Genomic DNA, 24,621 nt, shown 5'->3' with positions numbered 1-24,621 from the left:
GATGCAGACTCGTCTCGATATGACCAAAGCCTCGCCGGAAGCCTTCAAGGCCGTGCTCGCGCTTGAAAATTTCGTGCAGAACTCCGGGCTGGAGCGCCGCTTCATCCACCTGATCAAGCTGCGCGCTTCGCAGATCAACGGCTGCGCGTACTGCGTCGACATGCACGTCAAGGAATCGCGTCAAGACGGCCTCAGCGAACAGTGGATCAACCTGATGTGCGTCTGGCGGGAATCACCGGTTTACGATGCCCGCGAGCGGGCGCTGCTCGGCTGGGTCGATGCGGTGACCAACATTGCCCAGACAGGCGCTCCCGATGACGCCTACGAGACGCTGAAGGCGCATTTCTCGAGTGAAGAGATTGCCAAGATCACGGTTGCTATCGGCACCATCAACGTCTGGAACCGGATCGCCGTCGGCTTCCGCTCGCAGCATCCGATCGACAAGCCGGCAAAGGCTGCTTGAGGGAAAGGCCCCTCACCCTAGCCCTCTCCCCGCAAGCGGGGAGAGGGGATGACGGAGGCTGCCGCTTGTCCCTTCTCCCCGTTCACGGGGAGAAGGTGCCCGACAGGGCGGATGAGGGGCAGTCTTTAAAGCGCGATATAGCGGTCGGCGCGGTGGTTGATGGTCAAAAACAGATTGAGCACGACGGCGCCGAGCACCGAATAGAAGACGACCGGCGGCGTGGTGACGAAGAAGGCGGCCGCCAGCACGCAGAGATCGATGGCAAGCTGGACGAGACCGGCACGGATGCCGAAACGCTCCTGCATGTAGATGCCGAGAATGCCGACGCCGCCGAGGCTGGCGCGATGGCGGTAGAGCGCGAGCACGCCGAAACCGAGCAATAGTCCGCCAAGAAGGGCTGCCCAGGCAGGATGGATGCTGGCGATCAGCAGCACCTGGCCCTGGACGTTGGTGAGCAGCGAGGTGATGGCGATGGCAATGAACGTCTTCAGCGTGAAGGCCATGCCGAGCCGCTTCCACGACAGGTAGAAGAAAGGCAGGTTGAGCACGAAAAAGGCGAGGCCGAAATTGACGCCGATCGCATAATGCAGGAGGAAGGCGACGCCGGCGGTGCTGCCGGTCAGAAGGCCGGCGCTGGCGAGCACATAGAGGCCGAGTGCTGCCACGAGACTGCCGGAGAAAATGCCCTGCACATCCTCAAGCGGCGTGTGGCGCGTTGCACTGGTGTTCCAGAAACCAAGGGCATTGATAAGGCTCATGGCGCGATCTCCGAAGGCCGCAAGAGATACCCATCCGGGCAGGCCCGAACGGCGGTGAAATTGATGAATGAAGGTGCAGGTGCGCGGCGGTGCCCTGTGTGCAATGCAGCAATTATCGGGATTCGCGCCGTTCCGATCAAGCGAAATATGTAAGCACTGCTGACCTATTTACATTTCGCAAGAAAAGTTCGCTCAGGCCGGTTTTTTCGTAAGGAAAAGAATGCCGGAGACGGGTTTTCCGCCATCATTGCGAATGGTGGTTTTGCGGATGTCGAGTATAGCGAGCCCGAAGCGGTTGCAGAGCTGCCGGATGTAGCTTTCCGAATGTGCGTAGCGCAGGGATTCGCGTAAAACGAAATCTCGGTCCTCTCCGCTATCCTCGACGGAAAAGGCAAACAGGCCGCCACCGGCAAGCAGCTTCGACGCGATGACGAAGACGCTGTCGAGATTGCCGAGATACATCAGCACATCGGCAGCGCTGACGAGGTCGGCGCGGTTTTCGGCGGTCTTGCCCTTGGCAAAAAGGCCGGAACGCTCGAGCGGCAGGGAAAGGTCGGCCTGTGCGAGCCGGTCGTAAATGCCTTTGTCTCCGGCCTTGGCCAGCATATTGGCCGAAAGGTCGAAGCCTTCGAGATGGTCGGCCTTGTCGCGGATGCGCTCGCCGAACAGACCGGTGCCGCAGCCGAGATCGATGACATGGGCGAAGCGCTCGTTGCCCGCGTGGGCCGCAATCAGGGCGGCGAGTTTTTCCGGAACGGTATAGTGGAGCTTCTCGACCAACGCCTTGTCGAAGCGGTCGGCATAGTCGTCGAACAGTTGCGCAACATAAAGGCTCGAAGGCTGCTCCGGCGTCTCGGCGCCGCCGAGGAGGGCGAGTTTCAGGCCGGCGCCGAAAATATCCTCGGGGTTGAGCTCGAGAACTTTCCTCAGGGCTGCGATTGCCGCCTCTTTGCGGCCGGATTTCTCCTGATAGTCGGCGAGGCGGAACCAGCCGGCCGCCCAGTCGGGAACAAGCTCCAGCGCCTGGGACATCAGGTCGGCGGCGCCGGCGTGGTCGCCACTGTCGGCAAGCATGTGCGCATATTCGGCACGGCGGTCGGCAATCAGGTCGCCGGAGGAAAGCTGGTTGAGGTTCATCGTTTCTGCGCCTCGATTGTGCCCTTGGGCTTTGACCGCTTGTCGCGTGTGAGGGTAGAAATGGCAAGCGGCGATTGGCTCGGCAAGGGGTTTCGCCAATCTTCGCGGCTTGCGAGCGGCGCCGTGGCGGCTTATGTCAGGCAAAACAGGAGAATCATGGGCCATGGCCGATGGAGTGAACAGATTTCTGGGCGATACGCCCGGCCGGGTGATCGTCAAGCTGTTGGTGGTGTCGATCATCGTCGGCTTCGTCATGGCGGTATTCGGCTGGACGCCCTATGGCATTCTCTACACGGTCCGAGATTTTATTCTGGACCTCTGGCATTCCGGCTTCGCGGCGCTCGGCCGCATCGGAGACTATCTGCTGCTCGGTGCGGCCGTGGTCATTCCGGTCTTCGTCATCCTGCGCATTTTGAACTTCCGGCGGTAATATGAACGATCAGATCTTTCTCGCCTCCCGGCGCACGTTTCTGCGGTCTGGAGCGTTTCTTTCGCTCGGCTTTCTTGCCAGTTGCGGCACGCCCAAGATGACCCCGAGCGGCGACGGCAGCGACCAGACGGATGCGACGCTCGGTTATGTCAACGACTTGAGAAAGCAGAAGGGGCTCAAGCAGCTCGCGCGCGACCCGGCCGCCGCGCAGGCAGCGCTCGCGCAGGCCGACCGGATGGCCAAGGCCGGGAAGATGTCGCACCTGATTGGCATGGGCGACAGTTTTCTCGATCGCATGAAGGATCAGGGTGTGGCGCTGCCGGCGGCGGAGAATATCGCCATGGGCCAGGACAGCGCCGAAAAAGTCTATACCGCCTGGTACCATTCGCCCAACCATCTGGAGAATATGCTGGGCCCGAACTATGGCGGCCTCGGCGTCGCGGTGATGCGGAATCCGGCTTCCGGAAACCGGCCCTATTGGGCCATGGTGCTTTCGACCGCCTGATCTGATTCCTGGTTTATGCGGCTGGTCTTGAGGACAAAGAATGACAGCAGCGCAGACGGCCGATATCGGCGAAAATGCCCAAGGGGCGGGCCCCTTCCACGTCACCAACCGGCTGATCCTGGCGATCGCCGTGCCGATGACGCTGGGCTTCCTGACGACGCCGCTGCTCGGGCTGGTCGATACGGCCGTCGTCGGGCATATGGGGCAGGCAACGCTGCTTGCCGGGCTGGCGGTCGGCGCCATCCTCTTCGACCTTTTGTTCAGCACCTTCAATTTCCTACGCTCGGCCACAACCGGCCTGGTCGCCCAGGCTTTCGGGCGCGGCGACAAGACGGAAGAGCAGGCCGTTTTCTGGCGTTCCCTGATCATCGCTGTGGTCTGCGGAACCGCTATCGTCCTTTTATCGCCGTTGCTGCTGGCCCTCGGACTAGGGCTGATGGCGCCGGGGCCGGAGGTGGCGGCGGTGACGCGCACCTATTTCCTCTGTCGCATTCTTTCCGGTCCCGCCGCACTCGCCAACTACACCATCCTCGGCTACGTGCTCGGGCGCGGGCAGGGGACAACGGGACTTGTGCTGCAGACGCTGATCAACGGCATCAACATCGTCTTGTGCATCGTCCTCGGGCTTTACCTCGGCTGGGGCGTGACGGGGGTCGCGCTGGCGACGGTGACGGGCGAGGTGGTCGGCGCGATCGTCGGATTCGCAGTCGTCTATGCCCGCTTCGACCGCACGGTTTCGCCGAGCTGGGCATCGATCATCGCCCGCGAACGCCTGAAGCCGCTGTTCGGGCTTAACCGCGATATCATGATCCGATCCTTCGTCCTCCTCGGCGCCTTTGCCCTGATGACGCGCATCGGTACCTCCCTTGGCCCGGTGACGCTGGCTGCCAACGCCGTGCTGATGACGATCTTCCTTGTCGCTGGTTATTATCTCGACGGGCTCGCCAATGCCGCCGAGCAGCTGACGGGCCGCGCCATCGGCGCCCGCTTCCGGCCGGCCTTCGATCGGGCCTTGAGGATGACGGCGATCTGGTCCCTCGTTCTCGCCGGGTTCACCACCATCGTCTTTTTGATTTTCGGCGACCGGCTGGTCGATCTGTTGACAACGGCAGAAGATGTGCGGGCGGAAGCCTATGTCTATATGCCCTGGGCGGCGATCACCGCATTGACGGGGGCGCTGGCGTTCCTGATGGATGGCGTCTTCATCGGTGCCACCTGGTCACGCGACATGCGCAACATGATGCTTGCCGCCTTCGCCGGCTATATTGCCGCCCTCTGTTTCCTGGTGCCGACCTTCGGCAATCACGGGCTCTGGGCGTCGCTCAACCTGTTCCTGCTGTTTCGCGGCCTTTTCCTGATGGTGCTGGTGCCACGCCGTTCGGCTCAGACATTCTATAGGGCATGATGTGACCCGAGAACCGCTTCACACTTTTCGGCATCATGCCCTGGTGGCCCAATAGTCAACGCGGCTGCCGCGGATGTCGGCGATCGACGAGAGTTTTTCGCGATCGCAGAGTTGCGACAGGCCGCGGACGATCCTGCCTGGCAGCGATGGGCCTTCATAGACCATGCAGGAATAGAGCTGGACGAGATTAGCGCCGGCGCGGATTTTTTCCGCTGCCGTTTCCGCCGAGGAGACGCCGCCGACGCCGATGATCGGCAGGTCGGGTCCGACCCGCTGGCGCATCTTGGCTAGCACGACGGTCGATTTTTCAAACAGCGGTTTGCCGGAAAGGCCACCGCTTTCCTTGGCCTGGCGCTGGTCCTTGAGGCCGTCGCGCGACAGCGTCGTGTTTGAGACGATCAGCCCGTCGAGATCGTGCGACAGGGCCTCGGTCGCAATATCGTCCATGCCTTCTTCCGTGAGGTCGGGCGCGATCTTGAGGAAGACCGGCACACGCTTTCCGATCTTTGCGGCCTCCTCATCGCGAGCGGCGAGCACGGCCGACAGGAGCGCCGCCAGGCTTTCGCGCGCCTGCAGGTCGCGTAGGCCTGGCGTGTTGGGAGAGGAGATATTAGCGGTGAAATAGCGGGCGACGCCGTAGAAGGTGCGAATGCCGGTGACGTAATCGGCGATGCGGTCGGCGCTGTCTTTATTGGCGCCGATATTGACGCCGATCATCGCGTCGCGCGCGCACCCACGAAGCCGGGTCAGCGCGGCCTGATGGCCTTCATTGTTGAAGCCGAGACGATTGATGACGGCATCGTCCTCGACCAGACGGAAGATGCGCGGCTTGTCGTTGCCGGCCTGCGGCTTCGGCGTGACGGTGCCGATCTCGGTGAAGCCGAAACCGAGCCTGAGCAGCGCCTCCGGCACTTCGGCATTCTTGTCGTAGCCGGCCGCCATGCCGAGCGGATTGGTGAAGGTGAGGCCGGCGACGGTCTGCGCGAGCCGCGGATCGGCGGGGGCGGTGCAGGCGGGCACGAGGCCGGTTTTCAGCGCCTTGACGGAAAGGCCGTGGGCGGCTTCCGGATCGAGCAGGAAGAGGCCGCGGCGGGCGAGCGACTGAATGGCATTGATCATCGGTCAAGCTCCGGAAAGACATGGTCGCCATCGGCACCGAGCGGCAGCGGTTTTGCCCAAAGGACCACATCGAGGGACAGCGGCGCGTAGAGATGCGGAAACCGCGTACCGCTGGGAGAGGCCTCGTAGACAAGCTTGTCGCCGAGCTTTTCGGCATCGATGGCAACAAGCAGAAGCCCTTCCTGTCCGGCAAAATAGCGGGCAGCCGTTCCCGGTGCCTGCTCGGCCGTCGACAAATGGATGTAGCCATCCGTCAGATCGATCGAGGCGCCCTTGAATTCTCCAGTGTTGAGCGCATCCTGCCACAGAGATGCCGGGACGATTTTGTAGATAATGTCGGTCATGCTGCCGTTTCCTGGACTTTGGACAATTTCTTTTGCGGGATTGCCGCAAACTTCTGCGAAAGTCCATCGGCAAGCGGGTGCGATCCCGGATTTTCGGCTGATAGGGAGATTGCGATGAACAGGTTACTGATACCGGTCTTGGTTCTGGGCGGGGTTCTTGCAGCCGTCGCGGCCTTTGCCGAGGAGCCGGCGCCGGGGCGCTACGCCATGCAGAAGACCGAAAGCGGTATTGCGCGGCTGGATACCCAGACGGGCGAGGTGTCGCTCTGCCAGGAGGGCAAAGGCGAAATGGTCTGCCGGATGGCCGCCGACGAGCGCACCGCCTTCGAACTTGAGCTCGATCTGCTGACAAAGCGCATCGAAACGCTGGAAAAAACGGTCGGCGAGGGGCAAACTGCGCTGAAACCACGGCTTCCGACGGAGGAAGAGATTGACCAGACGATGAGCATCATGGAAAGAATGATGCGCAGTTTCATGGGAATTGTGAAGGATCTGGAACGCGAGTCCGATGGGACGGATAGCGTGCCTCAAAAGACCTGACCGGATTCCGGACGATCTATGCGGCGCAGCGGTGAATGGGGGGATTTGCCGGTTTTGCTAGGCTCTTGGGAGGGAGCGTCATGACGTCAGATTTGACCATCATCATTGCGGATGACCACCCGCTTTTTCGCGGCGCCATGCGCCAGGCGCTGACCGGCATGCCCGGTAGTCCGACCATCGTCGAAGCCGGCGATTTCACCGCTGCACGCCAGGCGGCAATCGACAATGTCTCCGCCGACCTGATGCTGCTCGATCTTACCATGCCGGGGGTCAGCGGACTGTCGGGCCTGATCGCTCTTCGCGCCGAATTCCAGAGCCTGCCGGTGATGATCGTCTCGGCTCAGGACGATCCGGCGACGATCCAGCGGGCGCTGGAGCTCGGCGCCTCCGGCTTCCTCTCCAAATCCGCCGGCGTCGAGGAAATCCGCCAGGGCATCGAAACGGTCATGGCCGGCGACATCTTCACCCCGCCGGGCTTCCAGCGCGGCATGGAGCATGAGCCGGAAGTGGCGGATCTTCTGCATCGGCTGCAGACACTGACGCCGCAGCAATCGCGCGTGCTCGGCATGCTCGCCGAAGGCTTGCTCAACAAGCAGATCGCCTACGAACTCGGCGTCTCCGAAGCGACCATCAAGGCGCATGTCTCGGCGATCTTGCTGAAGCTGAATGTCGACAGCCGCACACAGGCGGTCATCCAGCTGGGGAAGATTTCGGCCGTCGCGGCTTGATTTGGATTAACGTCCTGCCGCCTGTTTCGCGGGGGCGAAGTTCGCGTTGATATCGCCTTGCTCTTGGTCGATTGGTGAATGTCGATGACGATGTCCTTGCCGAGCAAGGACAGGGTTCGCATAAGCCTCCACACCGAGTAGTCACCAACATTGCCATTTGCAATTCTGGAAATGTCAGGCTGTTTCAAGCAGGTCAGTTCCGCAGCAGCTTTCTGGTTGAGCGCCTTGTCCTCGATGGCCAGAGCAATTTCATTCGAAAGCAGAAGCTTGATCCGCATCTCCGCGGGTCGGCATTCGCTTTTGTCGTGACGTTTGCGCAGCAAGCACGATTTTCCGCATAAAACTCATCTGCCGTTTTCTCAAAATCAATTTTCTTTATTCCGCCGCCGCCTTCATCGAAACCGAGAGCTGCGTCAGCCAGGCTCGCATCGAGGCGGGGCGAACCGGCTTGTTTTGCAACGCAATGCCGTCGCGTTCGGCGGCGGCGCGGACTTCCGGCGAGCGATCGGCGGTGACGAGGAGGGCGGGGATGGCAATCGCGAAATGGTCGCGGATCGCCTGGATCGCGGCGATACCGGTTGCCTTGTCGAGGTGGTAGTCGGCGATGATCGCGTCCGGATGCTGGGTGAGGTTGGCCGGGTCGGTCTGCCAGGCTGAGAGCGACAGCGCGGTCGAAACCGTGCAGCCCCAGCCATCGAGCAAAAGTTTCATGCCTTCGGTGATCTGGGCCTCGTTGTCGATGCACAGGACCCGCAGGCCGTGGAGCGGTTCGGCGGTTCCAACCGGTGCCGCGGCAGCGATCTTGATCGTGCCGGCGGCGCGGTCGATCGGCATCGTCACGCGAAACCGTGTGCCCTTGCCGGGCTTGGATTGCAGGTCGACGGCGTGGTTGAGGACACGGGAAATGCGGTCCACGATCGACAGGCCGAGACCAAGGCCGGAGGCGGTCCTGGCGCCCTCGTCGAGGCGGGCGAATTCCTTGAAGACGGTGCGGAATTTCGACGCCGGAATGCCGATGCCGGAATCGATGACCTGGATGACGGCGGTGCCGCCCTCGCGGCGCACGCCGACCAGGACCTTGCCCCTTGGCGTGTATTTGATCGCATTGGAGACGAGGTTCTGGATCAGGCGGCGCAGGAGGTTCGGGTCCGTACGCACCGTCAGCGACGTCGGCATGACGGTGAGCCTGAGATTGGCGGCGCGGGCGACGGGGGCGAAGTCCGTTTCGATGCGGCGCAGGAGGTCGTTGAGCGGCACGGATTGAAGGCGTGGCTTCATCGCGCCGGTATCGAGCCGGGAAATATCGAGGACGGCGCCGAGGATGGATTCGACCGATTCCAGCGAGGAATCGATGTTCTGAACGAGCACGCTGTTTTCAGAATCGCCGAGACGCTCGACCAGCGACGAGGAATAGAGGCGGGCGGCGTTGAGAGGCTGCAGGATGTCATGGCCGGCGGCGGCGAAGAAGCGGGTCTTGCCGATATTGGCTTCCTCGGCCGCGGCACGGGCTTCGGCCACTTGCCTGTTGACCCGGGTCAGTTCACCGGTCCGCTCGGCCACGCGCAGCTCCAGCGTTTCGTTCGCCTGCTTCAGAGCCATGTCGGCGGCGACGCGCTGGGTGATGTCGGTATAGGTAGTGACAATGCCCTTGTCAGGCATGGCATTGGTGCGCACTTCGATGATGCGTTCGCCGCCGGAAAGTTCGAGCAGGAAGGGTTTGTCGAGCGTCAGGAAGTTGGCGATCAGCGCCTTTTCGTGCTCCTTGCGGGTATCGCCGCGTTTGCTCAGCATCGAGACGATCTCGGCCAGCGGAAAGCCGACCTGGCCGGCGCTCTCCGGCAGGTCGAGCAGTTGGCGGAAGCGGCGGTTCCAGATGATCAGGTTGTTGGAGCTGTCGAAGACGGCGATGCCCTGGTCCATCTGCGAAAGCGCAGTTTGCAGCATGTCTTGATTGTATTGCAGCGCTTCCGATGCCTGATCGAGCAGCCAGGCGGTGTCGGAAGACGTGTCGTCCATGCGCTGCAGCACCAGAGACAGCACGAGCCGCGCGGAGGAAGAGCCGATGGCGCTGCCGAGCAGTTGCTCGGAGAAATGGACGAGCGCCATGTCGGCGTGCTGGTTGTCTTCCAGCCACCGGCCGGACTGGCGCTCATAGGTGTGGAACGAGCGCAGCATGCGCTCCTCGCCGAGATAGCGGGCGATCGTGGTTTTGAGATCCAGCACGGTTATCTTGGTCTTGCGGCCGCGAAACGCCTTTTCCGAGCGCGACTTGCGGCGAATGAAGACGCCGGCCTGCAGCCGTTCCAGCGGTTTTGGCGCACGGGTCAGCGAACCGATGACATAGGCGATGCCGTTGACGAGCAGGCTGAGTGCGCAGGCGTTGACCAGCGGGTCGGCGGCGGGGCCGGAAAAGATCGCGGTGAAGGGGAAGAGGAAGCCGAGAACGGTTGTCGCGACATGCGAGTTGTCCGGTCCGCCGAGGCTCGGCAGGAAGAGCAGATAGGCCCAGACGAGGAAGCCGAGCGTCATCCCGGCAATCGCGCCGCGGGCATTGGCCTGGCGCCAGACGAGGCCGCCGAACAGCGCCGGTGCCATCTGCGATATGGCGGCGAAGGAGAGGAGGCCGAGGGAGGCGAGGCCTGCACTCATGTCGGCGGAGCGGTAGTAGCCGTAGCCCAGCAACAGGACCACGAAGATCGCCGTGCGCCGGACGTTGAGCAGCGTGCCGGCGACATCCTGCGAACCGCCGCGGCCCATCAGGTTGCGCCTGAGGAAGACCGGCATGACGATGTCGTTGGAAATCATGATCGACAGTGCGACCGAGGCGACGATGACCATGGCGGTCGCGGCCGAAAAGCCGCCGATGAAGGTGATCAGCGTCAGGATAGGCATGTCGGCGGCGAGCGGCAGCGTCAGGAGATAGAGATCTGCCTCGCCGCTCCCGGCAAAGGTCAGGATGCCGGCGATGGCGATCGGCAGTACGAAGAGATTGATGGCAATCAGATAGACCGGGAAGAGGATGCCGGCAGTGCGCAGGTCCTTTTCGGTGCGATTCTCGACGACGGTGACGTGGAACTGCCGGGGCAGCATGATGATGGCGAAGGCCGAAAGCACGACCAGCAGGATCCAGCGCGGCAGTGGCGTCTGGTATTCGAGCGCCGACATCACCTGGCTGTTGGAGAGCGCCTTGGTCCAAAGGTCGCGCGGGCCGTCGAACAGGAAGAAGACCACGTATAGGCCGGCCGTCACCAGCGCCAAGAGCTTGACCACCGATTCCATCGCGATCGCCAGGATGAGACCGTCCTGATGTTCGGTGGCGTCGGTGTGGCGCGTGCCGAAGACGATGGCGAAACAGGCGAGGAAGAGCGTGACAAGCAGCGGCAGGTCGACGAAATTCTCGCCGGCGCCGATGCCAAAGCCACTGGTATCGACCATGGCCGACACTGAGCTGGAAACCGCCTTCAACTGCAGGGCGATATAGGGGATGGCTCCGATCAGCGAGATCAGCGCGACGATGGCGGCAACCGCCGGGTTCTTGCCATAGCGTGCGGCGACGAAATCGGCGACGGAGGTGAGCCTTTCCGATTTGGCCAGCGCGATGATGCGGCGGATCACCGGCAGGCCGAGCGTGAACATCAAGATGGGGCCGATATAAATGCCGGTGAATTCGAGCCCGCGCTCGGCAGCGAGACCGACCCCACCGAAATACGTCCATGAGGTGCAATAGATCGCCAGGCTGAGCGCATAGACCAGCGGCCTGCCCTTGCCGGCAGGCGCGTTGCGCGCCTTGCGATCGCCATAGCTTGCCACCGCAAACAGCAGCAGCAGGTAGGCAAAGGCGGCCGCGAAGATGATCGAGCCCGAAAGCATGCCTCCTCCTTATCTTCACATCAGCATAGGACAAGACGAAGGGGAAGAAAATCAGGTGTGCCTTAGCCTTAAGTCAAAGAACGGACATCTGTTTTTGGAACGGCACGAAACCGGTGGGTTTCACGCCCATTTTCCGATGCACGATTTACTTGAGTGTGATTTCAAGTAGCATCTCCCCGCTATCCGGCGGGGCGAGGACAGGCGGCCAGCCGGCTTCCATGGAAGATGAGGAGAGACTCTAATGCTGAACGAATTCAAGGAGTTTATTGCAAGAGGCAATGTCATGGACCTTGCCGTCGGCATCATCATCGGCGGTGCTTTCACGCTGATCGTCAATTCTCTGGTCAGCGACATCATCATGCCGGTCATCGGTGCCTTCACCCGCGGCCTTGATTTTTCCAACTTCTTCCTTCCGCTCTCCAACACCGTGACCGCGACGTCGCTCGCCGCGGCGCGTGAGCAGGGCGCGGTCTTTGCCTATGGCCATTTCCTCACCGTGGTGCTGAACTTCCTGATCCTCGCCTGGATCGTTTTCCTGCTGGTCAAGGCGGTCAACAAGATGCGCGCCTCGCTGGAGAAGCAGAAGAACGAGGAGCCCGCAGCACCGCCGCCGGTCGATGTGCAACTGCTGACCGAAATCCGCGACCTGCTGAAGCAGAGAGCGTAAGGCGATACATCACCAAAATCGATAAATTCGTCAGCGAATATCGCGTGATCGCGATCTGAAAAACCGCTAGAAGCGGCGGGCAACGAGAGCGCCGCGCGCGCAAAGGGCGCTCTCCCCTTTGATATTACGCATAACCCGAAAATCGAATGCGATTTCGGGTTATGCGTCGGGAGCCCGCCGATGACCATACTTGCCAGCCTCAGTCCCCGATCGCTTGCCGCACCGGAGAGCGGTATCGTCGAACTGGTGAATTATGCGCGCGGGCGCGACGGCCTCATACCGCTCTGGGTCGGCGAAGGCGACCTGCCGACGCCGGATTTCATCTCACAGGCGGCGCAGGACTCGCTGAAGGCCGGCGAGACTTTCTACACCTGGCAGCGCGGCATCCCGCCGCTGCGCGAGGCGCTGGCCCGCTACTACCAGCGCCATTTCCAGAAGACGCTTTCGCCGGACAATTTCTATGTGACGGGGTCGGGCATGCAGGCGATCAAGCTGGCCATCGAGGCCGTGACCTCGCCGGGCGACGACGTGGTCTTCCTGTCGCCGGCCTGGCCGAATTTTGCGGCAAGTGCGGAGCTTTCCGGCGTCCGCGCGATTGCCTTGCCGCTCAGCTTCGAGGACGGAAAGTGGCAGCTGGACATAGGCAAGCTCGAAGGTGCGATCACGCCGAAGACGCGGGCGCTGTTCGTCAACACGCCCTCCAACCCGACCGGCTGGACCGCATCGCATGACGATCTGAGGGCGATCCTTGATCTGGCACGCCGGCATGGCCTCTGGATCATCGCCGACGAAATCTATGCGCTCTATTATTTCCATGATGGCCGGGCGCCGTCGTTCCTCGACATCATGCAGGAGGATGACCGCATCCTCTTCGTCAATTCCTTCTCCAAGAACTGGTCGATGACCGGCTGGCGCGCCGGCTGGATCGTAGCGCCGCCGGAAATCGGCCAGGTGCTCGAAAACCTCATCCAGTATTCGACCTCCGGCGTGGCGCAGTTCATTCAGGCGGGTGCGGTGGTTGCGCTCGATCATGGCGATGGCTTCATCGCCGAAAACATCGCCAAGGCTGCCCGCTCGCGCGACCTGCTGTGTGATGCGCTGATCGCGACGAACCGCGTCCAGACCCTGAAACCGGACGGCGCGATCTATGCCTTCCTGAAGATTGACGGTGTCACGGATGCGCGCCGCGCCGCCCTCGACATCGTCGACAAGACCGGCGTCGGGCTCGCACCGGGCACGGCATTCGACGAGGGTGGGGCGCTGTTCATGCGCGCCTGTTTCCTGCGTGATCCCGGCCAGATCGCAATGGCCGCTGAGCGGCTGGCCGGCTATGTCGCCTCTCTTTGACAGACATTTGACTGTTCGGCGCTGCACAAAATCCTTGTATATCGTGCCGTCAACGGGTCATATCCCGCTGACTTCAACAGTGCGGGAGTACACGGATGGCGGTTTTGGTAACAGGCGGCGGCGGCTATATCGGCAGCCACATGGTCTGGGCGCTGCTCGATGCCGGTGAACAGGTCGTCGTCATCGACCGTCTTTCCACCGGATTTCGCTGGGCGATCGCGCCTGAGGCGCGCTTCTACGAAGGTGACATCGCCGACACGGTCCTGATGCGGCGGATCTTCTCGGAAAACGAGATCGATTCCATCATCCATTTCGCCGGTTCGATCGTCGTGCCGGAATCGGTTGCCGATCCGCTCGGCTATTACGAGAACAACACGGTCAAGTCGCGCAGCCTGATTGCCAGCGCCGTCGAGGCCGGAATTCCCTATTTCGTGTTCTCCTCGACGGCGGCGGTCTACGGAACGCCGCAGGTTCTGGAGCCGGTGACCGAAAGCGTCCCCCTGAAACCGGAATCCCCCTATGGCTCGTCCAAGCTGATGACCGAGATCATGCTGCGCGATACGGCCAATGCACACCATTTCACCTATACGGCGCTGCGTTATTTCAACGTTGCCGGGGCCGATCCGAAGGGACGCAGCGGCCAGTCCTCGGCTGTGGCGACGCATCTGATCAAGGTCGCCTGCGCCACGGCACTTGGCAAGCGCCAATCCATGAGCGTCTTCGGCACCGACTATCCGACGCCGGACGGAACCTGCGTGCGCGACTACATCCATGTCTGGGATCTGGTGCAGGCGCATCTGAAGGCGCTGCTGCGCATGCGTGCCGGTGGCGGCTCGCTGGCCGCCAATTGCGGCTACGGCCATGGCTTCTCGGTGCTTGAGGTGCTCGATGCGGTGCGCAAGGTGCATGGGGCCGATTTTCCGGTCACTTTTGCGGAACGCCGGGCGGGCGATCCGGCGATGATCGTCGCAAATCCGGCGCTTGCCAGACAGGAACTCGGATGGGTGCCGGAATATGATGATCTGAACGGCATCATCCGCAGTGCGCTTGATTGGGAACAGCATCTGATGCGGAAGAATGCTTATTGAATATGCTGATATCTTCCTGGCCGGACATTCGGCCGGGAAGCACTGTATACGACCAGCGGCCGCCTCACCCCTCTGCCCTGCCGGGCATCTCCTCCTCAAGGGGGAGATTGGCGCGCGGCTGGCCTCCTGCTCCCGATCTCCCCCGATCTCCCCCTTGAGGGGGTATTCCCGATCCTGTCGTGTACCGTGGGAAGGGAGACAGGAAGGCCGGCGTCTGCCTGCAGCCTCTCCAGTTTGACGACAGTTTCGGGTTCTAGGGTGCTTGTCAGGATTGACTGACTGGACCTGGAGCATCATGGAGTTTTCCCGCCTTAGAACCCGTACGACGGCAAGGCCATTGGCTGTGCGGTCGAAGGCGGCGCGTGGGCTGGAAGCTGTGCGGCCGCCTCAAAGCAGGTTTCCCTCGGCCCGTTTTCCCTGCGCCACGTCATTGCCGGTGCCGCTGGCGACCGCTTTTGCGCGTAGCTGGAGGACCCGATGAAAGCGGTCATTCTCGCTGGCGGTCTGGGCTCGCGCATTGCCGAGGAAACGCATCTGCGGCCGAAGCCGATGATCGAGATTGGCGGCCGGCCGATCCTCTGGCACATCATGAAACTCTACTATGCCCACGGCGTGAGGGACTTCATCATCTGCTGCGGCTTCAAAGGCTATATGATCAAGGAATATTTCGCCAATTACGGCTTGCACATGTCGGACATCACGTTCGATCTTGCGCAGAACAGCATCGAATTTCATCGCCAGAGCGCCGAGAACTGGCGCGTGACGCTGATCGATACGGGCGAGAACTCGATGACCGGCGGCCGCCTCAAACGTGTTGCCTCCTATCTCAAGGACGAGGAAGCCTTCTGCTTCACCTATGGCGATGGCGTCAGCAATGTCGATATCGGCGCGACCATCGCCTTCCACAAAAACCACGGCAAGCAGGCGACGGTGACGGCGGTGCGGCCGCCGGCGCGCTACGGCGCACTGCAACTGGACGGCACCGAGGTTCAGGGTTTCGTCGAAAAACCGGAAGGCGAGGGTGGCTTCATCAATGGCGGCTTTTTCGTTCTTTCGCCGCGTTGCATCGACCGGATCGAAGCGGATCATTCAAGCTGGGAGGGAGAGCCCTTGATGGGACTGGCCAGAGACGGCGAACTGCAGGCCTATTTCCACGAAGGCTTCTGGCAGCCGATGGATACGCTGCGCGACAAGAATCATCTCGAAAGCCTCTGGCAGAGCGGCGCCCCGCCGTGGAAAACATGGTGATGCCGATGACGAATGAATTCTGGCGCGGAAAACGCGTCTTGGTCACCGGGCACACCGGCTTCAAGGGCAGCTGGCTGACGCTGTGGCTGCGTGAACGTGGGGCGGATGTTGCGGGCCTGTCGCTGGCGCCACGGACCGAGCCCTCGCTGCACCTGCTGCTCGGCGGCGCGATGGATGGCCCTGGCATCATTGACATCCGCGACCGCGACGCCGTCACCCATTATGTTCTGAAGACCAAGCCGCAGATCGTCTTTCATCTGGCCGCCCAGGCGCTGGTCAGGGCCGGTTATCGCAATCCGGCGGAAACCTATGACGTCAACGTGCTCGGTACGGCCAATCTGCTGGACGCCCTGCGGCTGTCGGAGGACGTGCGCTCGATCGTGGTCGTGACGACCGACAAGGTCTACCACAATGCCGAGACGGGGCTTGCCTTCATGGAGAGCGATCCGCTCGGCGGCCACGATCCCTACAGTGCCAGCAAGGCGGCGGCGGAGATCATCGCGGCGAGCTATCGCGCCTCCTTCTTTTCAGCCCGCAGGATCGGCCTTGCCACGGCGCGCGCCGGCAACGTTATTGGTGGCGGTGACTGGGCGGAAGACCGGCTCGTTCCCGATGCAGTCAGGGCCTGGCAGAGCGGCGAGACATTGCAGGTGCGCCGTCCGCGGGCGGTGCGGCCCTGGCAGCATGTGCTCGAACCGCTTGGCGGCTATCTCGGCCTTGCAGAACGGCTGTGGCAGGCGCCGGAAGGGGCCGAGAGCTACAATTTCGGGCCGGATCATGGCGAAGCCGCATCGGTCGGCGCGGTTCTGAAGATGGCGGAGCAGCATTTCGGCGGCGGCGCGATGATGCTTGGCGACGGAACGGACGGTCCGCACGAGGCGGGGTATCTCGTCCTCGACAGTGCCAAGGCGCGGGCCGAACTCGGCTATCAGCCGCGCTGGCGGCTGGCGGAAACGGTCAGGCGGACGATGGAATGGTACCGGGCGCAGGGCGATGGCCAGGCGGCGCTCGATCTCTGCCTTGCCGATATCCGGGATTTCGCCGGCTTGGCCGTTCAAGACGAGCCTTTGAGGGCGGCCGGATGAGCGGGCGGTTCGAGGCGAGTGTAACGCCTCTTGACGGGTTGCTGGTTCTGACCCGCAGGAAAATGGCGGACGAGCGCGGGTTCCTCTCGCGCCTGTTCTGCGAGGATGATCTTGCCGCCTTCGGCTGGCAGGGGCGCCTTGTGCAGCTCAACGAGACCGGCACGACGTTCAAGGGCACGGTGCGCGGTATGCATTTCCAGCGCTCGCCGCACGCCGAGATCAAGCTGGTGAGCTGCACGCGCGGCCGCATTCTCGATGTCGCCGTCGATATCCGCGAGGATTCACCGACCTTTCTCCGGCATTTCGCCATTGAGCTTTCCGAAGACAACGCCTGTTCGCTGCTGATCCCCAAGGGGTTCGCCCATGGCTTCCAGGCGCTGACCGATGATGTCCGGATGATCTATGCCCATTCTGAGCCCTATGCCGCCGAGGCGGAAGGCGGGCTCAACCCTGAAGATCCGGCGCTCGCTCTTAACTGGCCGCTGCCGGTGATCAATCTCTCGCCGCGCGATGCAGCGCATCCCCTGTTGTCGCCGGACTATCGCGGAGTTGCCGCATGAGATGCCGTCACTGCGGATCGACGCATATGGTGCCGTTTCTCGATCTCGGCACTGCTCCGCCGTCGAACTCCTACGTCGAACCCGCCAGCCGTCATATGCCGGAGCTTTGGTATCCGCTGGTGATCTGCTGCTGCCAGGAATGCCGGCTGGTGCAAACGGAAGATTTCGCCGATCGCGAGACGTTCTTCTCGTCGAGCTATGCCTATTTCAGCTCCTTCTCGACCTCCTGGCTTGCTCATGCCAGGCAGTATGTCTCCGAGATGCAGGCCCGTTTCGGCCTGACCGAAGCGTCGCACATCGTCGAGGTCGCCGCCAATGACGGCTATCTGCTGCAATATGCCAAGGAGCGCGGCATCGGCTGCCTCGGCATCGAGCCGACGGCAAGTACGGCATCGGCTGCCCGGCAAAAGGGTATCGACATCGTCGAGGAATTCTTTGGCGTCGAACTCGCCAAGACACTGGTGGCGGAGGGGCGTTCGGCCGATCTGATGGCGGCCAACAACGTGCTGGCCCATGTGCCCGACATCAACGATTTCGTTTCCGGCTTCACGCATCTCCTGAAGGCCAACGGCGTTGCCACCTTCGAATTTCCGCACCTCCTCAACATGGTGCGCGAGGCGCAGGTCGACACGGCCTATCACGAGCATTATTCCTATCTGTCACTGACCGCCGTGACGCGCGTCTTTGAGGCAAACGGTCTCTCCGTCTTCGATATCGAGACGACACCGTGGCATGGCGGCAGCCTGCGCGTATTTGCGCAGCGCAGCGATACGGGGACGCATGCGAAAACGGCAGCCGTCGCCAAAACGCTGGATGCCGAGCGCGCGGCTGGCATGTTCGAGGATACCTTCTATGCGAATTTTCAGGAGGCGGCGCAGACCGTGCGCGACGGCTTCCTTGAATTCCTCATCGAGAGCCGGCGGGCGGGATTGAAGGTTGCGGCCTACGGTGCCGCCGCGAAGGGCAACACGCTCATCAATTTCGCCGGCGTCAAGCCCGATCTCCTGGCATTCGTCGTCGACAAGAATCCGGCCAAGCAGGGAACCCTGCTCCCGGGCAGCCGCATCCCGGTTGTCACGGAGGACGTCCTGAAAGCCGAAAAACCGGAAAGGGTGGTTATCCTGCCATGGAACCTACAGGCCGAAATCAAACAGCAGCTTTCGTATATCAGCGATTGGGGTGGCAAGTTCGTGACGGCGGTGCCGAAGCTGACGGTGCATCCGTAGCCGATGGCGCGCTCACCGATCTGCCTCAGCTTGCCGTCGATATGCCGGTAAAGCAGGCGGATACGCCCGTCGCCAAGATCGGCTGATCGCGAAGCTTCACTTTTCGATTTCGCCGAGCACAACCTGCTCGTGCTCGATCGAATGCTGGATGAGCCGCGTCCAGATCTCCTCGTAAAAGTCGGGATCGAGCCCGGCCTTCTCGGCGTTTTTTCGCGCGTTGCGCCGAACCTCATGCACGCGCGCCGGGATGTCTGCCTTAAGACCGGCAGGCTTCTTGATCTCGGCCGCGCGATCGATATAGGCCCAGCGTTCCGCGAACAACGTCATCAGCGCCCTGTCCAGCCGGTCGATCTCGGCGCGGATATCCGCCATCGAGGTGCAGTCTGCCGGATTTTTCTGCATGCGGGTCTCCGGGTGTCATGTCTCACGGGCGGCTTGCTGCAAGGCAACGCCCAATCCAACGCTGCTTATCAAGCGATCCTGCTCCTGAAAAGCCGAAAACCCCAGGCCGGTTCAAAGGGTCGCGGGCAAGGTTCGCGAAAGCCCTCACCGCTAGGGTGCGACAAACGGAGAAATTTCATGTTCGCCCAGCCGAAACTGACGATTTGTGTGCCCTCGCGGAACCGCCAGCGCTATTTCCAGGAAACCATCAGAAGCCAGCTGATGAACCTGCGGGCAGATGTCGAATATGTGTTTGCCGACAATTCCGACGATGCCTCCATCATGAACAATTTCATGGAAGATGTGATCGGCGATCCGCGCGTCAAATACCTTCCATCGGGCGATCGCGTGTTTCCCATGGTGGAGAACTGGGATCGCTGCGTGGAGGCGGCCACCGGCGAATTCATCTGCATGATCGGCGATGACGACTATGTCGATGCCAATGTCGTGGACCTTATCAGCCGCTCGCAGGTGGAGCACAACGTCATCGACGTATTCGTCTGGAGCCGCCTCACCTACAACTGGCCCGACAATCGTCCGCATCACTGCAACGTCTCCGCACCGCTCGGCACCAGCGTGCACAGGTTGCCTCGGGCGTGGCTGTATCAGGAGTTCTTCTCCTGGAAAGGAAACACGGCGACCCCCAACATGGCCTTCGGCTTCTATCACGGCGCGGTCTCCAAGCGCGTGATGGACAAGATCAAGGCGAAGTTCGGTGGAAAATACTGCGAATACCCGGTCGTCGATTTCGAGAACGTCTGCAAGATTCTCGTGACCGCCGAGCATATGTTTTATTCGGAGCGCGCCTTCTCGGTTCTCGGCTCCTGCGCGGAAAGCAATTCGGCAAAAATCAAAGTAATCGACAAGGTCAAGGAACAGCACGCGGCCTTCATGATCGAGACGGGGCGCAACATTGATGAAGACCCGCACATGAAGGATTTCCCCTTTCCTTCGGCCTTGGGACTGACCGCCTGCATCGCGCAGACGCAGCACTGGTTCCTGTCACAATACGGCTACAGCCCGATGGCGGGCTGGGAGGCCAATTTTGCCGAAGCCTGCGGCCTGAGCTGTGGCATCATGGGAAGCCGGCAGGACTACGACAGGACTGTCGAAGGCTACCGTGCCGCTTTCGGGAAATGGAAGGGCGGAAAATATCTGAAACATTTCAAGCCAGTGGACTATATCGAGCCAACCGGAACGCTGTTCTTCACCGGCGTTTCCAACAACCATCTCTATATCGACGAAGAGATCGGCGGCGTACAGACGCCGGCAGAACTCTACCATCTGGTCAATCAGATGCTGGCGCGTCAGGAAGCGCTGAACCTGAACTTCAACGAGCACTTCAAGTCCGCCTGAGGCCAGACATGACCGGTTGGGAAAGATTTGCGGAAAGCTTTAAGCGGCATTGTCCCGCTCCACGCCAGACCTGGTACCGACAGCGAAAAGGATCCAAAGCATGATTCAGAATGAAGTACTCATTCCCGCTTCGGCGAAGGAAGATTTCATCACCAAGGGCTATACGATGCTGCCGCAGTTCTACGATGCGCAGCGCGACGTCGCACCGATCCAGGAAGGCATCCGCGTCATCCTGGAACTGATGTGCCGGAAATATAATGTCGATGCCCCGACGGATACGTCCTGGAATGCAATGACCAAGGCCTATCCGGCGCTGATCGCCAAGAACCGCGCCTGGGGCGGCGAGGTCTATGACGCCATCAAGCAGATTCCCGCCTTCATGGCGCTGGTCACCAAGGCAAAGAACCTGACGGTCTTTGAAAATCTGCGTCCGGGTTCCGTTCCGGGCATCGCGGCCGGCGGCTACGGCATCCGCATCGACAATCCGGGCGAGGAGAAGTTCCGCGCGCAATGGCATCAGGAGTTTCCAGGCCAGCTCAGAAGCCTTGACGGCATCGTCTTCTGGACGCCGCTCCTGCCCGTGACGCAGGAAATGGGGCCGGTGCAGATCGCCGAGGGCTCGCATGCTGAGGGCCTTATTCCCGTCCACCGTAGTGACGCCGGACACGGCAAGAGCGGCGCCTATGCGCTGTTCCTGGACGGCGTCGAGGAGCGTCTGGCGAAATACGAGACTGTGGCACCGCTGACCCAGCCGGGCGATCTGATCCTGATGGACTTCCTCACCATGCATCAAAGTGGCCACAATGTCTCCGCCATGCCGCGCTGGAGCCTGCAGTTCCGCTATTTCAATTATGCCGATCCCTTGGGCATCCGCATCGGCTGGTGCGGCTCGTTCGCAGCCGGCGTCGATTTTTCTAAGATCCTGCCGGAACTGGTGACGGATGGCGAGACCGCGGCATGACGGCCTGCCGCGTTTGTGGATCGCATATCGCCAAGGCTTCCTATGAGGCGTCAGCGCCTGCATTGACGTCGATGATGGCCTTCATCGACATTCCCACGCTCGCCTATGTCTGTGACGACTGCGGCCATGCGCAAGGCGCCGACCTGCCGGATCTCGAGACCTTCTACGACACGACCTATCGGATTTCGCTGGAATCGGATGACCACGACCAGATCTTCGCGATGGCTGCGGATGGAACGCCGATCTACCGCACCGACCATCAGGCCGCCATCGGCCTGCGCCTGCTGGACCTGCCGCAAGGCGCGTCCATTCTCGACTATGGCGCGGGCAAGGCCACGACCTTGCGCAAGATGTGCACGGCACGGCCAGACCTGCATCCTCATGTCTTCGATGTCAGCCGGGACTACATGCCGGCGTGGGATGGCTGGGTCACGGGCGAAGATCAGGCGACCTATACCGTGCCGGAGGCTTGGGCCGGCCGGTTCGACGCCATTATCAGCCATTTCGTCATCGAGCACGTCGTCGATCCTGTCAGTTTCCTCAAGACGCTGCGGGCACTTCTGACGCCGGGCGGACGAGCGCTTCTCTCGATGCCGGACGTGGCCGCCAATCCGGGTGACATGACGGTGGCCGATCATCTCAATCATTTCAGCAGAGCGTCGCTGAAACGGGCGTTCCAGCTTTCCGGCTTTGCGCTGGAAACGATCGATGGCGACGCTTTTCCCGGCGCCTTCTTTGCCATTGCCATCCGTTCCGAAGAGCCGGTGGCGATCGACAGAAACGGGCAGGAAATCTCGGTAGCTGCCGCAAAAGCCAAGGAGATCTGCACCTTCTGGAAGCAGGCGACCAAAAGGCTCGACGGTGCGGCCAAGCAGTTTTCCGGCAAACGCGCGGCAGTGTACGGCTCGGGCTTCTACGGCAGCTGGATCTGCAGCCGGATCGAGGCGGATGTCGATTTCCGTGTCTTCCTCGACCAGAACCCGAAGCTGCAGGGGTCGACGCATTTAAATCGCCCAGTACTCGCGCCAGCAAACCTCGACGACAACGTCGATGTGGTCTTCGTCGGCCTCAATCCGCTGAAGGCGCGTACCGCCATCGCCGGACAGGCAGTGCTGAACCGGCCGGGACTGGATCTCGTCTGGATCGACGGCTGACCGGTGAAACAACAGCCAGCCTCGCGAAAGGCTTTGGCGATAGTTTCTCCCTGTCGAAATTGTCTGGTGACGGCGGCTATGGTGGCGGCCTCTGCGGGCAGAATATCGGCCAATGCTTGAACGGGTCATGAGCCGGAATATCGTTATTTCACAGTCGATGTATTTTCCCTGGGTGGGTCTCCTGGAACAGATCCGGCTCGCGGACGTCTTTGTGCATTACGACGACGTGCAATACTCCAAGGGCAGCTTCAGCAATCGAGTTCAGGTGAAGGGCGTGAACGGCGTCAGCTGGATGACCCTGCCGTTGCGCGACTATCACCTCGGGCAGCGGATCGACGAGGTGATGCTTGACGAGAGGACGGACTGGCGGAGCAAACATCGGGAGATCCTGCGTCAGGCCTACCTCAAAGCACCGTTTCGCGAGGAGATGCTGGCGATTGTGGATCGCGTCTTTTCGCAGGAGGCTGCGACGGTCGCGGATATCTCACGCCGGTCCATGCTGGAGCTTGCCGCTTATTTCGGCCTGGACAGGGCGCATTTTCTCTCGTCGCATACGTTGCCGATACCCGGTGCAAGCAGCGAGCGTGTCTGCGATATAGTCGAGCACCTTGAGGGGACTGTCTATATTACCGGGCATGGCGCGCGGAATTATCTGAACCACGCGCTCTTCGAGGAAAAGGGTATCGCCGTCGAATACATGCAGTATGAGCGGACATCCTATCCGCAATTGCATGGCGACTTTACGCCTTACGTGACGGCCTTGGACCTGGTCGCCAATTGCGGTGTGGAAGGCACCAAAATGATCGGATCGGGAACGATCGATTGGAAAGAATTCACCGGATAAATCCGGGATCGCGGTGATTGTCCGAGAACCTCGGGGCACAACAAGCAGCCCGCTACGGGCGCACTTCTGCCAAGAGCCTCTCCAGTAGCAGGACATGATGCGCGTTGCCGTCGCGATCCCGAAAATGATTTTCCAGCGTACCGATGACCCGAAATCCGGCTGCGTGATAGACCTTGAGTGCAACGAGATTGTCTTCCCGGACTTCCAGAAGAAGCTTTGCCAGCGCCAGCTCTTCGCAGGCTAGTCTCGTCAGTAGTGCTACGGTAGCATGGCCGCGCCCGTGTCCACGGGCGCTATTCAGCAGGGCAAGCCCACCATAGCCGTGACGATTGCGGCGGTGTATCTGGCTGATTTGAACAAAACCAAGCGCTTCCCGGGTCCTGGCATCAGCGACAATCCGGAATGCCCCATCGTTGCGCCGCCGTTCGATCCAGCTTTTCACCGCCTCGTCGTCGGTCGCGTCCGGTATAGCCATCAGCATGTCCTGGATCGACGGATCGCGGCGAATGTCGGCGAGGACATCGAAATCGGTGTCCAGCGGCTGGCGAAGGACGATAGATGCCTGGCCAGCTGCGGGAAAGCCGATCATTTGCGGATGCACCGGACATATCCCCCGGGGGAGCTGGAGAAGACAAGCTTGCCATTGATGACATCATCGGGCTGGAAGCGATCGGTTTCGCCAAGATACGTATTCAATGCGGTGAGTGGCTCGTCACCAGGATGCCAGATCTTGGAGCGCTTCGTCGGTGTTTGCGCCGCTTCCACACGCCCGAGCAGTGTGTCGGCAACGACGAGGAACTGCCCCTCGGTCACCAGCGGGCCGTAATGGCGCAGTTCGTCGAGCACGTGATCGCGGCTGTGATCGCTGTCGAGAACGACCATGACGGAGGCGCCTGCGGGAATGGAAGCCTTCACTTTGGCAAGCGTTTCTGCCGCGGTTGACGGACCTTCGATCAGTTCGATCAACGGCGACATCGGGTGTGTTTCGATCGCCTCGCGATTATGGGCGCGGATATCGATATCGACGCCGATCACCTTGCCCTTGCCGATCAGCTTCAACATGGCCGCCATCATGATCATCGAGCCGCCGCGCGCAACGCCGGTTTCGATGATGACGTCCGGTTTCGTTGCCCAGATGACTTCCTGCGTCGCCATGACGTCGGCCGGCATCTGGATGATCGGCACGCCGAGAAAGGACCAGAGATAGGAATAGTCGTATTTGTCGAGCGCAACGACGGTCTCGACGGACTGGCGAAAGGCGTCGTTGTCCCTGCCAAGCGCGAGGCACATTTCTTCCTTATGCGCTTCGAATTCCTGGCGATCGTCTTTGGCTGTCATGTGATTT

At 61.4% G+C, this 24,621-nt stretch carries 25 protein-coding genes and 1 pseudogene; 17 read left to right on the top strand and 9 right to left on the bottom strand.

Annotated features, from left to right (window positions below; translation table 11 throughout):
- Window position 1 precedes the first annotated feature (1 nt).
- On the top strand, window positions 2-463 hold the full coding sequence (locus ACSQ2W_RS05010; protein WP_436085274.1) for a carboxymuconolactone decarboxylase family protein: 462 nt from the start codon (window positions 2-4) through the stop codon (window positions 461-463).
- A gap of 125 nt (window positions 464-588) precedes the next feature.
- Here the strand turns inward: ACSQ2W_RS05010 and ACSQ2W_RS05005 are convergent, their stop codons facing one another.
- Together ACSQ2W_RS05005 and ACSQ2W_RS05000 are read right to left on the bottom strand one after the other, a co-directional pair.
- Window positions 589-1,221: a YitT family protein gene (locus tag ACSQ2W_RS05005; RefSeq protein ID WP_436085273.1), complete on the bottom strand. Its 633-nt coding sequence runs from the start codon at window positions 1,219-1,221 to the stop codon at window positions 589-591.
- A gap of 192 nt (window positions 1,222-1,413) precedes the next feature.
- Window positions 1,414-2,358, bottom strand: a complete 945-nt coding sequence (locus ACSQ2W_RS05000) for a methyltransferase domain-containing protein (RefSeq protein ID WP_436085272.1) — start codon at window positions 2,356-2,358, stop codon at window positions 1,414-1,416.
- A 163-nt stretch (window positions 2,359-2,521) separates the two neighbouring features.
- Here ACSQ2W_RS05000 and ACSQ2W_RS04995 point away from each other — a divergent pair, with 163 nt between their 5' ends.
- The 3 genes from ACSQ2W_RS04995 to ACSQ2W_RS04985 are packed head-to-tail and all read left to right on the top strand — an operon-like array spanning window position 2,522 to window position 4,698.
- Window positions 2,522-2,788, top strand: a complete 267-nt coding sequence (locus tag ACSQ2W_RS04995) for a DUF6460 domain-containing protein (RefSeq protein WP_436085271.1) — start codon at window positions 2,522-2,524, stop codon at window positions 2,786-2,788.
- A 1-nt stretch (window position 2,789) separates the two neighbouring features.
- Window positions 2,790-3,293, top strand: a complete 504-nt coding sequence (locus ACSQ2W_RS04990; RefSeq protein WP_436085270.1) for a CAP domain-containing protein — start codon at window positions 2,790-2,792, stop codon at window positions 3,291-3,293.
- 40 nt (window positions 3,294-3,333) lie between these two features.
- Window positions 3,334-4,698 (top strand): MATE family efflux transporter, encoded by a 1,365-nt coding sequence (locus ACSQ2W_RS04985; protein WP_436085269.1) that lies wholly within the window; start codon window positions 3,334-3,336, stop codon window positions 4,696-4,698.
- Between the two features lie 33 nt (window positions 4,699-4,731).
- Here the strand turns inward: ACSQ2W_RS04985 and ACSQ2W_RS04980 are convergent, their stop codons facing one another.
- Complete coding sequence (locus tag ACSQ2W_RS04980; RefSeq protein WP_436085268.1) at window positions 4,732-5,817, bottom strand: quinone-dependent dihydroorotate dehydrogenase; 1,086 nt, start codon at window positions 5,815-5,817, stop codon at window positions 4,732-4,734.
- A complete protein-coding gene (locus ACSQ2W_RS04975; protein WP_436085267.1) occupies window positions 5,814-6,161 on the bottom strand; it encodes a DUF952 domain-containing protein in 348 nt (115 codons plus the stop codon). Before ACSQ2W_RS04975 ends, ACSQ2W_RS04980 begins: the two co-directional genes overlap by 4 nt.
- 114 nt (window positions 6,162-6,275) lie before the next feature.
- On the opposite strand from ACSQ2W_RS04975, the gene ACSQ2W_RS04970 reads away from it, so the two are divergent.
- Together ACSQ2W_RS04970 and ACSQ2W_RS04965 are read left to right on the top strand one after the other, a co-directional pair.
- The gene (locus ACSQ2W_RS04970) at window positions 6,276-6,701 is read left to right on the top strand and encodes a hypothetical protein (RefSeq protein ID WP_436085266.1); all 426 of its coding nucleotides are present in this window, start codon (window positions 6,276-6,278) and stop codon (window positions 6,699-6,701) included.
- Window positions 6,702-6,781: 80 nt separating this feature from the next.
- A complete protein-coding gene (locus tag ACSQ2W_RS04965; protein WP_436085265.1) occupies window positions 6,782-7,429 on the top strand; it encodes a response regulator transcription factor in 648 nt (215 codons plus the stop codon).
- A gap of 89 nt (window positions 7,430-7,518) precedes the next feature.
- On the opposite strand, the pseudogene ACSQ2W_RS04960 reads toward ACSQ2W_RS04965, so the two are convergent.
- Together ACSQ2W_RS04960 and ACSQ2W_RS04955 are read right to left on the bottom strand one after the other, a co-directional pair.
- Window positions 7,519-7,752: pseudogene (locus ACSQ2W_RS04960) on the bottom strand (XRE family transcriptional regulator); the annotation flags it as partial.
- Window positions 7,753-7,804: 52 nt separating this feature from the next.
- Window positions 7,805-11,299 carry a PAS domain-containing hybrid sensor histidine kinase/response regulator gene (locus ACSQ2W_RS04955; RefSeq protein WP_436085264.1) on the bottom strand — a complete coding sequence of 1,165 codons (3,495 nt, stop codon included), beginning with the start codon at window positions 11,297-11,299 and terminating at the stop codon, window positions 7,805-7,807.
- Window positions 11,300-11,540: 241 nt separating this feature from the next.
- On the opposite strand from ACSQ2W_RS04955, the gene mscL reads away from it, so the two are divergent.
- The 7 genes from mscL to ACSQ2W_RS04920 all read left to right on the top strand — a co-directional run bounded on the left by mscL (window position 11,541) and on the right by ACSQ2W_RS04920 (window position 18,520).
- A complete protein-coding gene (mscL, locus tag ACSQ2W_RS04950) occupies window positions 11,541-11,966 on the top strand; it encodes a large conductance mechanosensitive channel protein MscL (RefSeq protein ID WP_436085263.1) in 426 nt (141 codons plus the stop codon).
- A 180-nt stretch (window positions 11,967-12,146) separates the two neighbouring features.
- Window positions 12,147-13,313 (top strand): pyridoxal phosphate-dependent aminotransferase, encoded by a 1,167-nt coding sequence (locus ACSQ2W_RS04945; RefSeq protein ID WP_436085262.1) that lies wholly within the window; start codon window positions 12,147-12,149, stop codon window positions 13,311-13,313.
- Between the two features lie 95 nt (window positions 13,314-13,408).
- Window positions 13,409-14,401 (top strand): UDP-glucose 4-epimerase GalE, encoded by a 993-nt coding sequence (galE, locus tag ACSQ2W_RS04940; RefSeq protein ID WP_436085261.1) that lies wholly within the window; start codon window positions 13,409-13,411, stop codon window positions 14,399-14,401.
- 477 nt (window positions 14,402-14,878) lie between these two features.
- Window positions 14,879-15,649, top strand: a complete 771-nt coding sequence (gene rfbF, locus ACSQ2W_RS04935) for a glucose-1-phosphate cytidylyltransferase (RefSeq protein WP_436085260.1) — start codon at window positions 14,879-14,881, stop codon at window positions 15,647-15,649.
- On the top strand, window positions 15,649-16,734 hold the full coding sequence (gene rfbG, locus ACSQ2W_RS04930) for a CDP-glucose 4,6-dehydratase (protein ID WP_436085259.1): 1,086 nt from the start codon (window positions 15,649-15,651) through the stop codon (window positions 16,732-16,734). Before rfbF ends, rfbG begins: the two co-directional genes overlap by 1 nt.
- Entirely contained in the window at window positions 16,731-17,294 is a 564-nt protein-coding gene (locus tag ACSQ2W_RS04925; RefSeq protein ID WP_436085258.1) for a dTDP-4-dehydrorhamnose 3,5-epimerase family protein, read from the top strand. Before rfbG ends, ACSQ2W_RS04925 begins: the two co-directional genes overlap by 4 nt.
- Window positions 17,291-18,520: a methyltransferase domain-containing protein gene (locus tag ACSQ2W_RS04920; protein ID WP_436085257.1), complete on the top strand. Its 1,230-nt coding sequence runs from the start codon at window positions 17,291-17,293 to the stop codon at window positions 18,518-18,520. Before ACSQ2W_RS04925 ends, ACSQ2W_RS04920 begins: the two co-directional genes overlap by 4 nt.
- Window positions 18,521-18,616: 96 nt before the next feature.
- Here ACSQ2W_RS04920 and ACSQ2W_RS04915 read toward each other — a convergent pair whose 3' ends face one another.
- Window positions 18,617-18,922 carry a chorismate mutase family protein gene (locus tag ACSQ2W_RS04915; protein ID WP_436085256.1) on the bottom strand — a complete coding sequence of 102 codons (306 nt, stop codon included), beginning with the start codon at window positions 18,920-18,922 and terminating at the stop codon, window positions 18,617-18,619.
- 177 nt (window positions 18,923-19,099) lie between these two features.
- On the opposite strand from ACSQ2W_RS04915, the gene ACSQ2W_RS04910 reads away from it, so the two are divergent.
- From ACSQ2W_RS04910 to ACSQ2W_RS04895, 4 genes are all read left to right on the top strand, one after another.
- Entirely contained in the window at window positions 19,100-20,317 is a 1,218-nt protein-coding gene (locus ACSQ2W_RS04910; RefSeq protein ID WP_436085255.1) for a glycosyltransferase family 2 protein, read from the top strand.
- A 100-nt stretch (window positions 20,318-20,417) separates the two neighbouring features.
- Window positions 20,418-21,278 (top strand): phytanoyl-CoA dioxygenase family protein, encoded by an 861-nt coding sequence (locus ACSQ2W_RS04905; protein WP_436085254.1) that lies wholly within the window; start codon window positions 20,418-20,420, stop codon window positions 21,276-21,278.
- Window positions 21,275-22,432, top strand: coding sequence for a class I SAM-dependent methyltransferase (locus ACSQ2W_RS04900; RefSeq protein WP_436085253.1), 1,158 nt, complete (start codon window positions 21,275-21,277; stop codon window positions 22,430-22,432). The genes ACSQ2W_RS04905 and ACSQ2W_RS04900 overlap by 4 nt, the downstream gene beginning before the upstream one ends.
- Window positions 22,433-22,559: 127 nt before the next feature.
- A complete protein-coding gene (locus ACSQ2W_RS04895; RefSeq protein WP_436085252.1) occupies window positions 22,560-23,276 on the top strand; it encodes a WbqC family protein in 717 nt (238 codons plus the stop codon).
- 52 nt (window positions 23,277-23,328) lie between these two features.
- Here ACSQ2W_RS04895 and ACSQ2W_RS04890 read toward each other — a convergent pair whose 3' ends face one another.
- A complete protein-coding gene (locus tag ACSQ2W_RS04890) occupies window positions 23,329-23,865 on the bottom strand; it encodes a GNAT family N-acetyltransferase (protein WP_436085251.1) in 537 nt (178 codons plus the stop codon).
- Window positions 23,862-24,614: a cephalosporin hydroxylase family protein gene (locus ACSQ2W_RS04885; protein ID WP_436085250.1), complete on the bottom strand. Its 753-nt coding sequence runs from the start codon at window positions 24,612-24,614 to the stop codon at window positions 23,862-23,864. Before ACSQ2W_RS04885 ends, ACSQ2W_RS04890 begins: the two co-directional genes overlap by 4 nt.
- Between the last annotated feature and the right edge of the window lie 7 nt (window positions 24,615-24,621).

It is taken from the genome of Pararhizobium sp. LjRoot255 (genome assembly GCF_964252905.1).
GTDB lineage: Bacteria > Pseudomonadota > Alphaproteobacteria > Rhizobiales > Rhizobiaceae > Pararhizobium.
The sequence above is the reverse complement of the archived record's forward strand: the minus strand, read 5'-3'. Positions and strand labels throughout refer to the sequence as shown.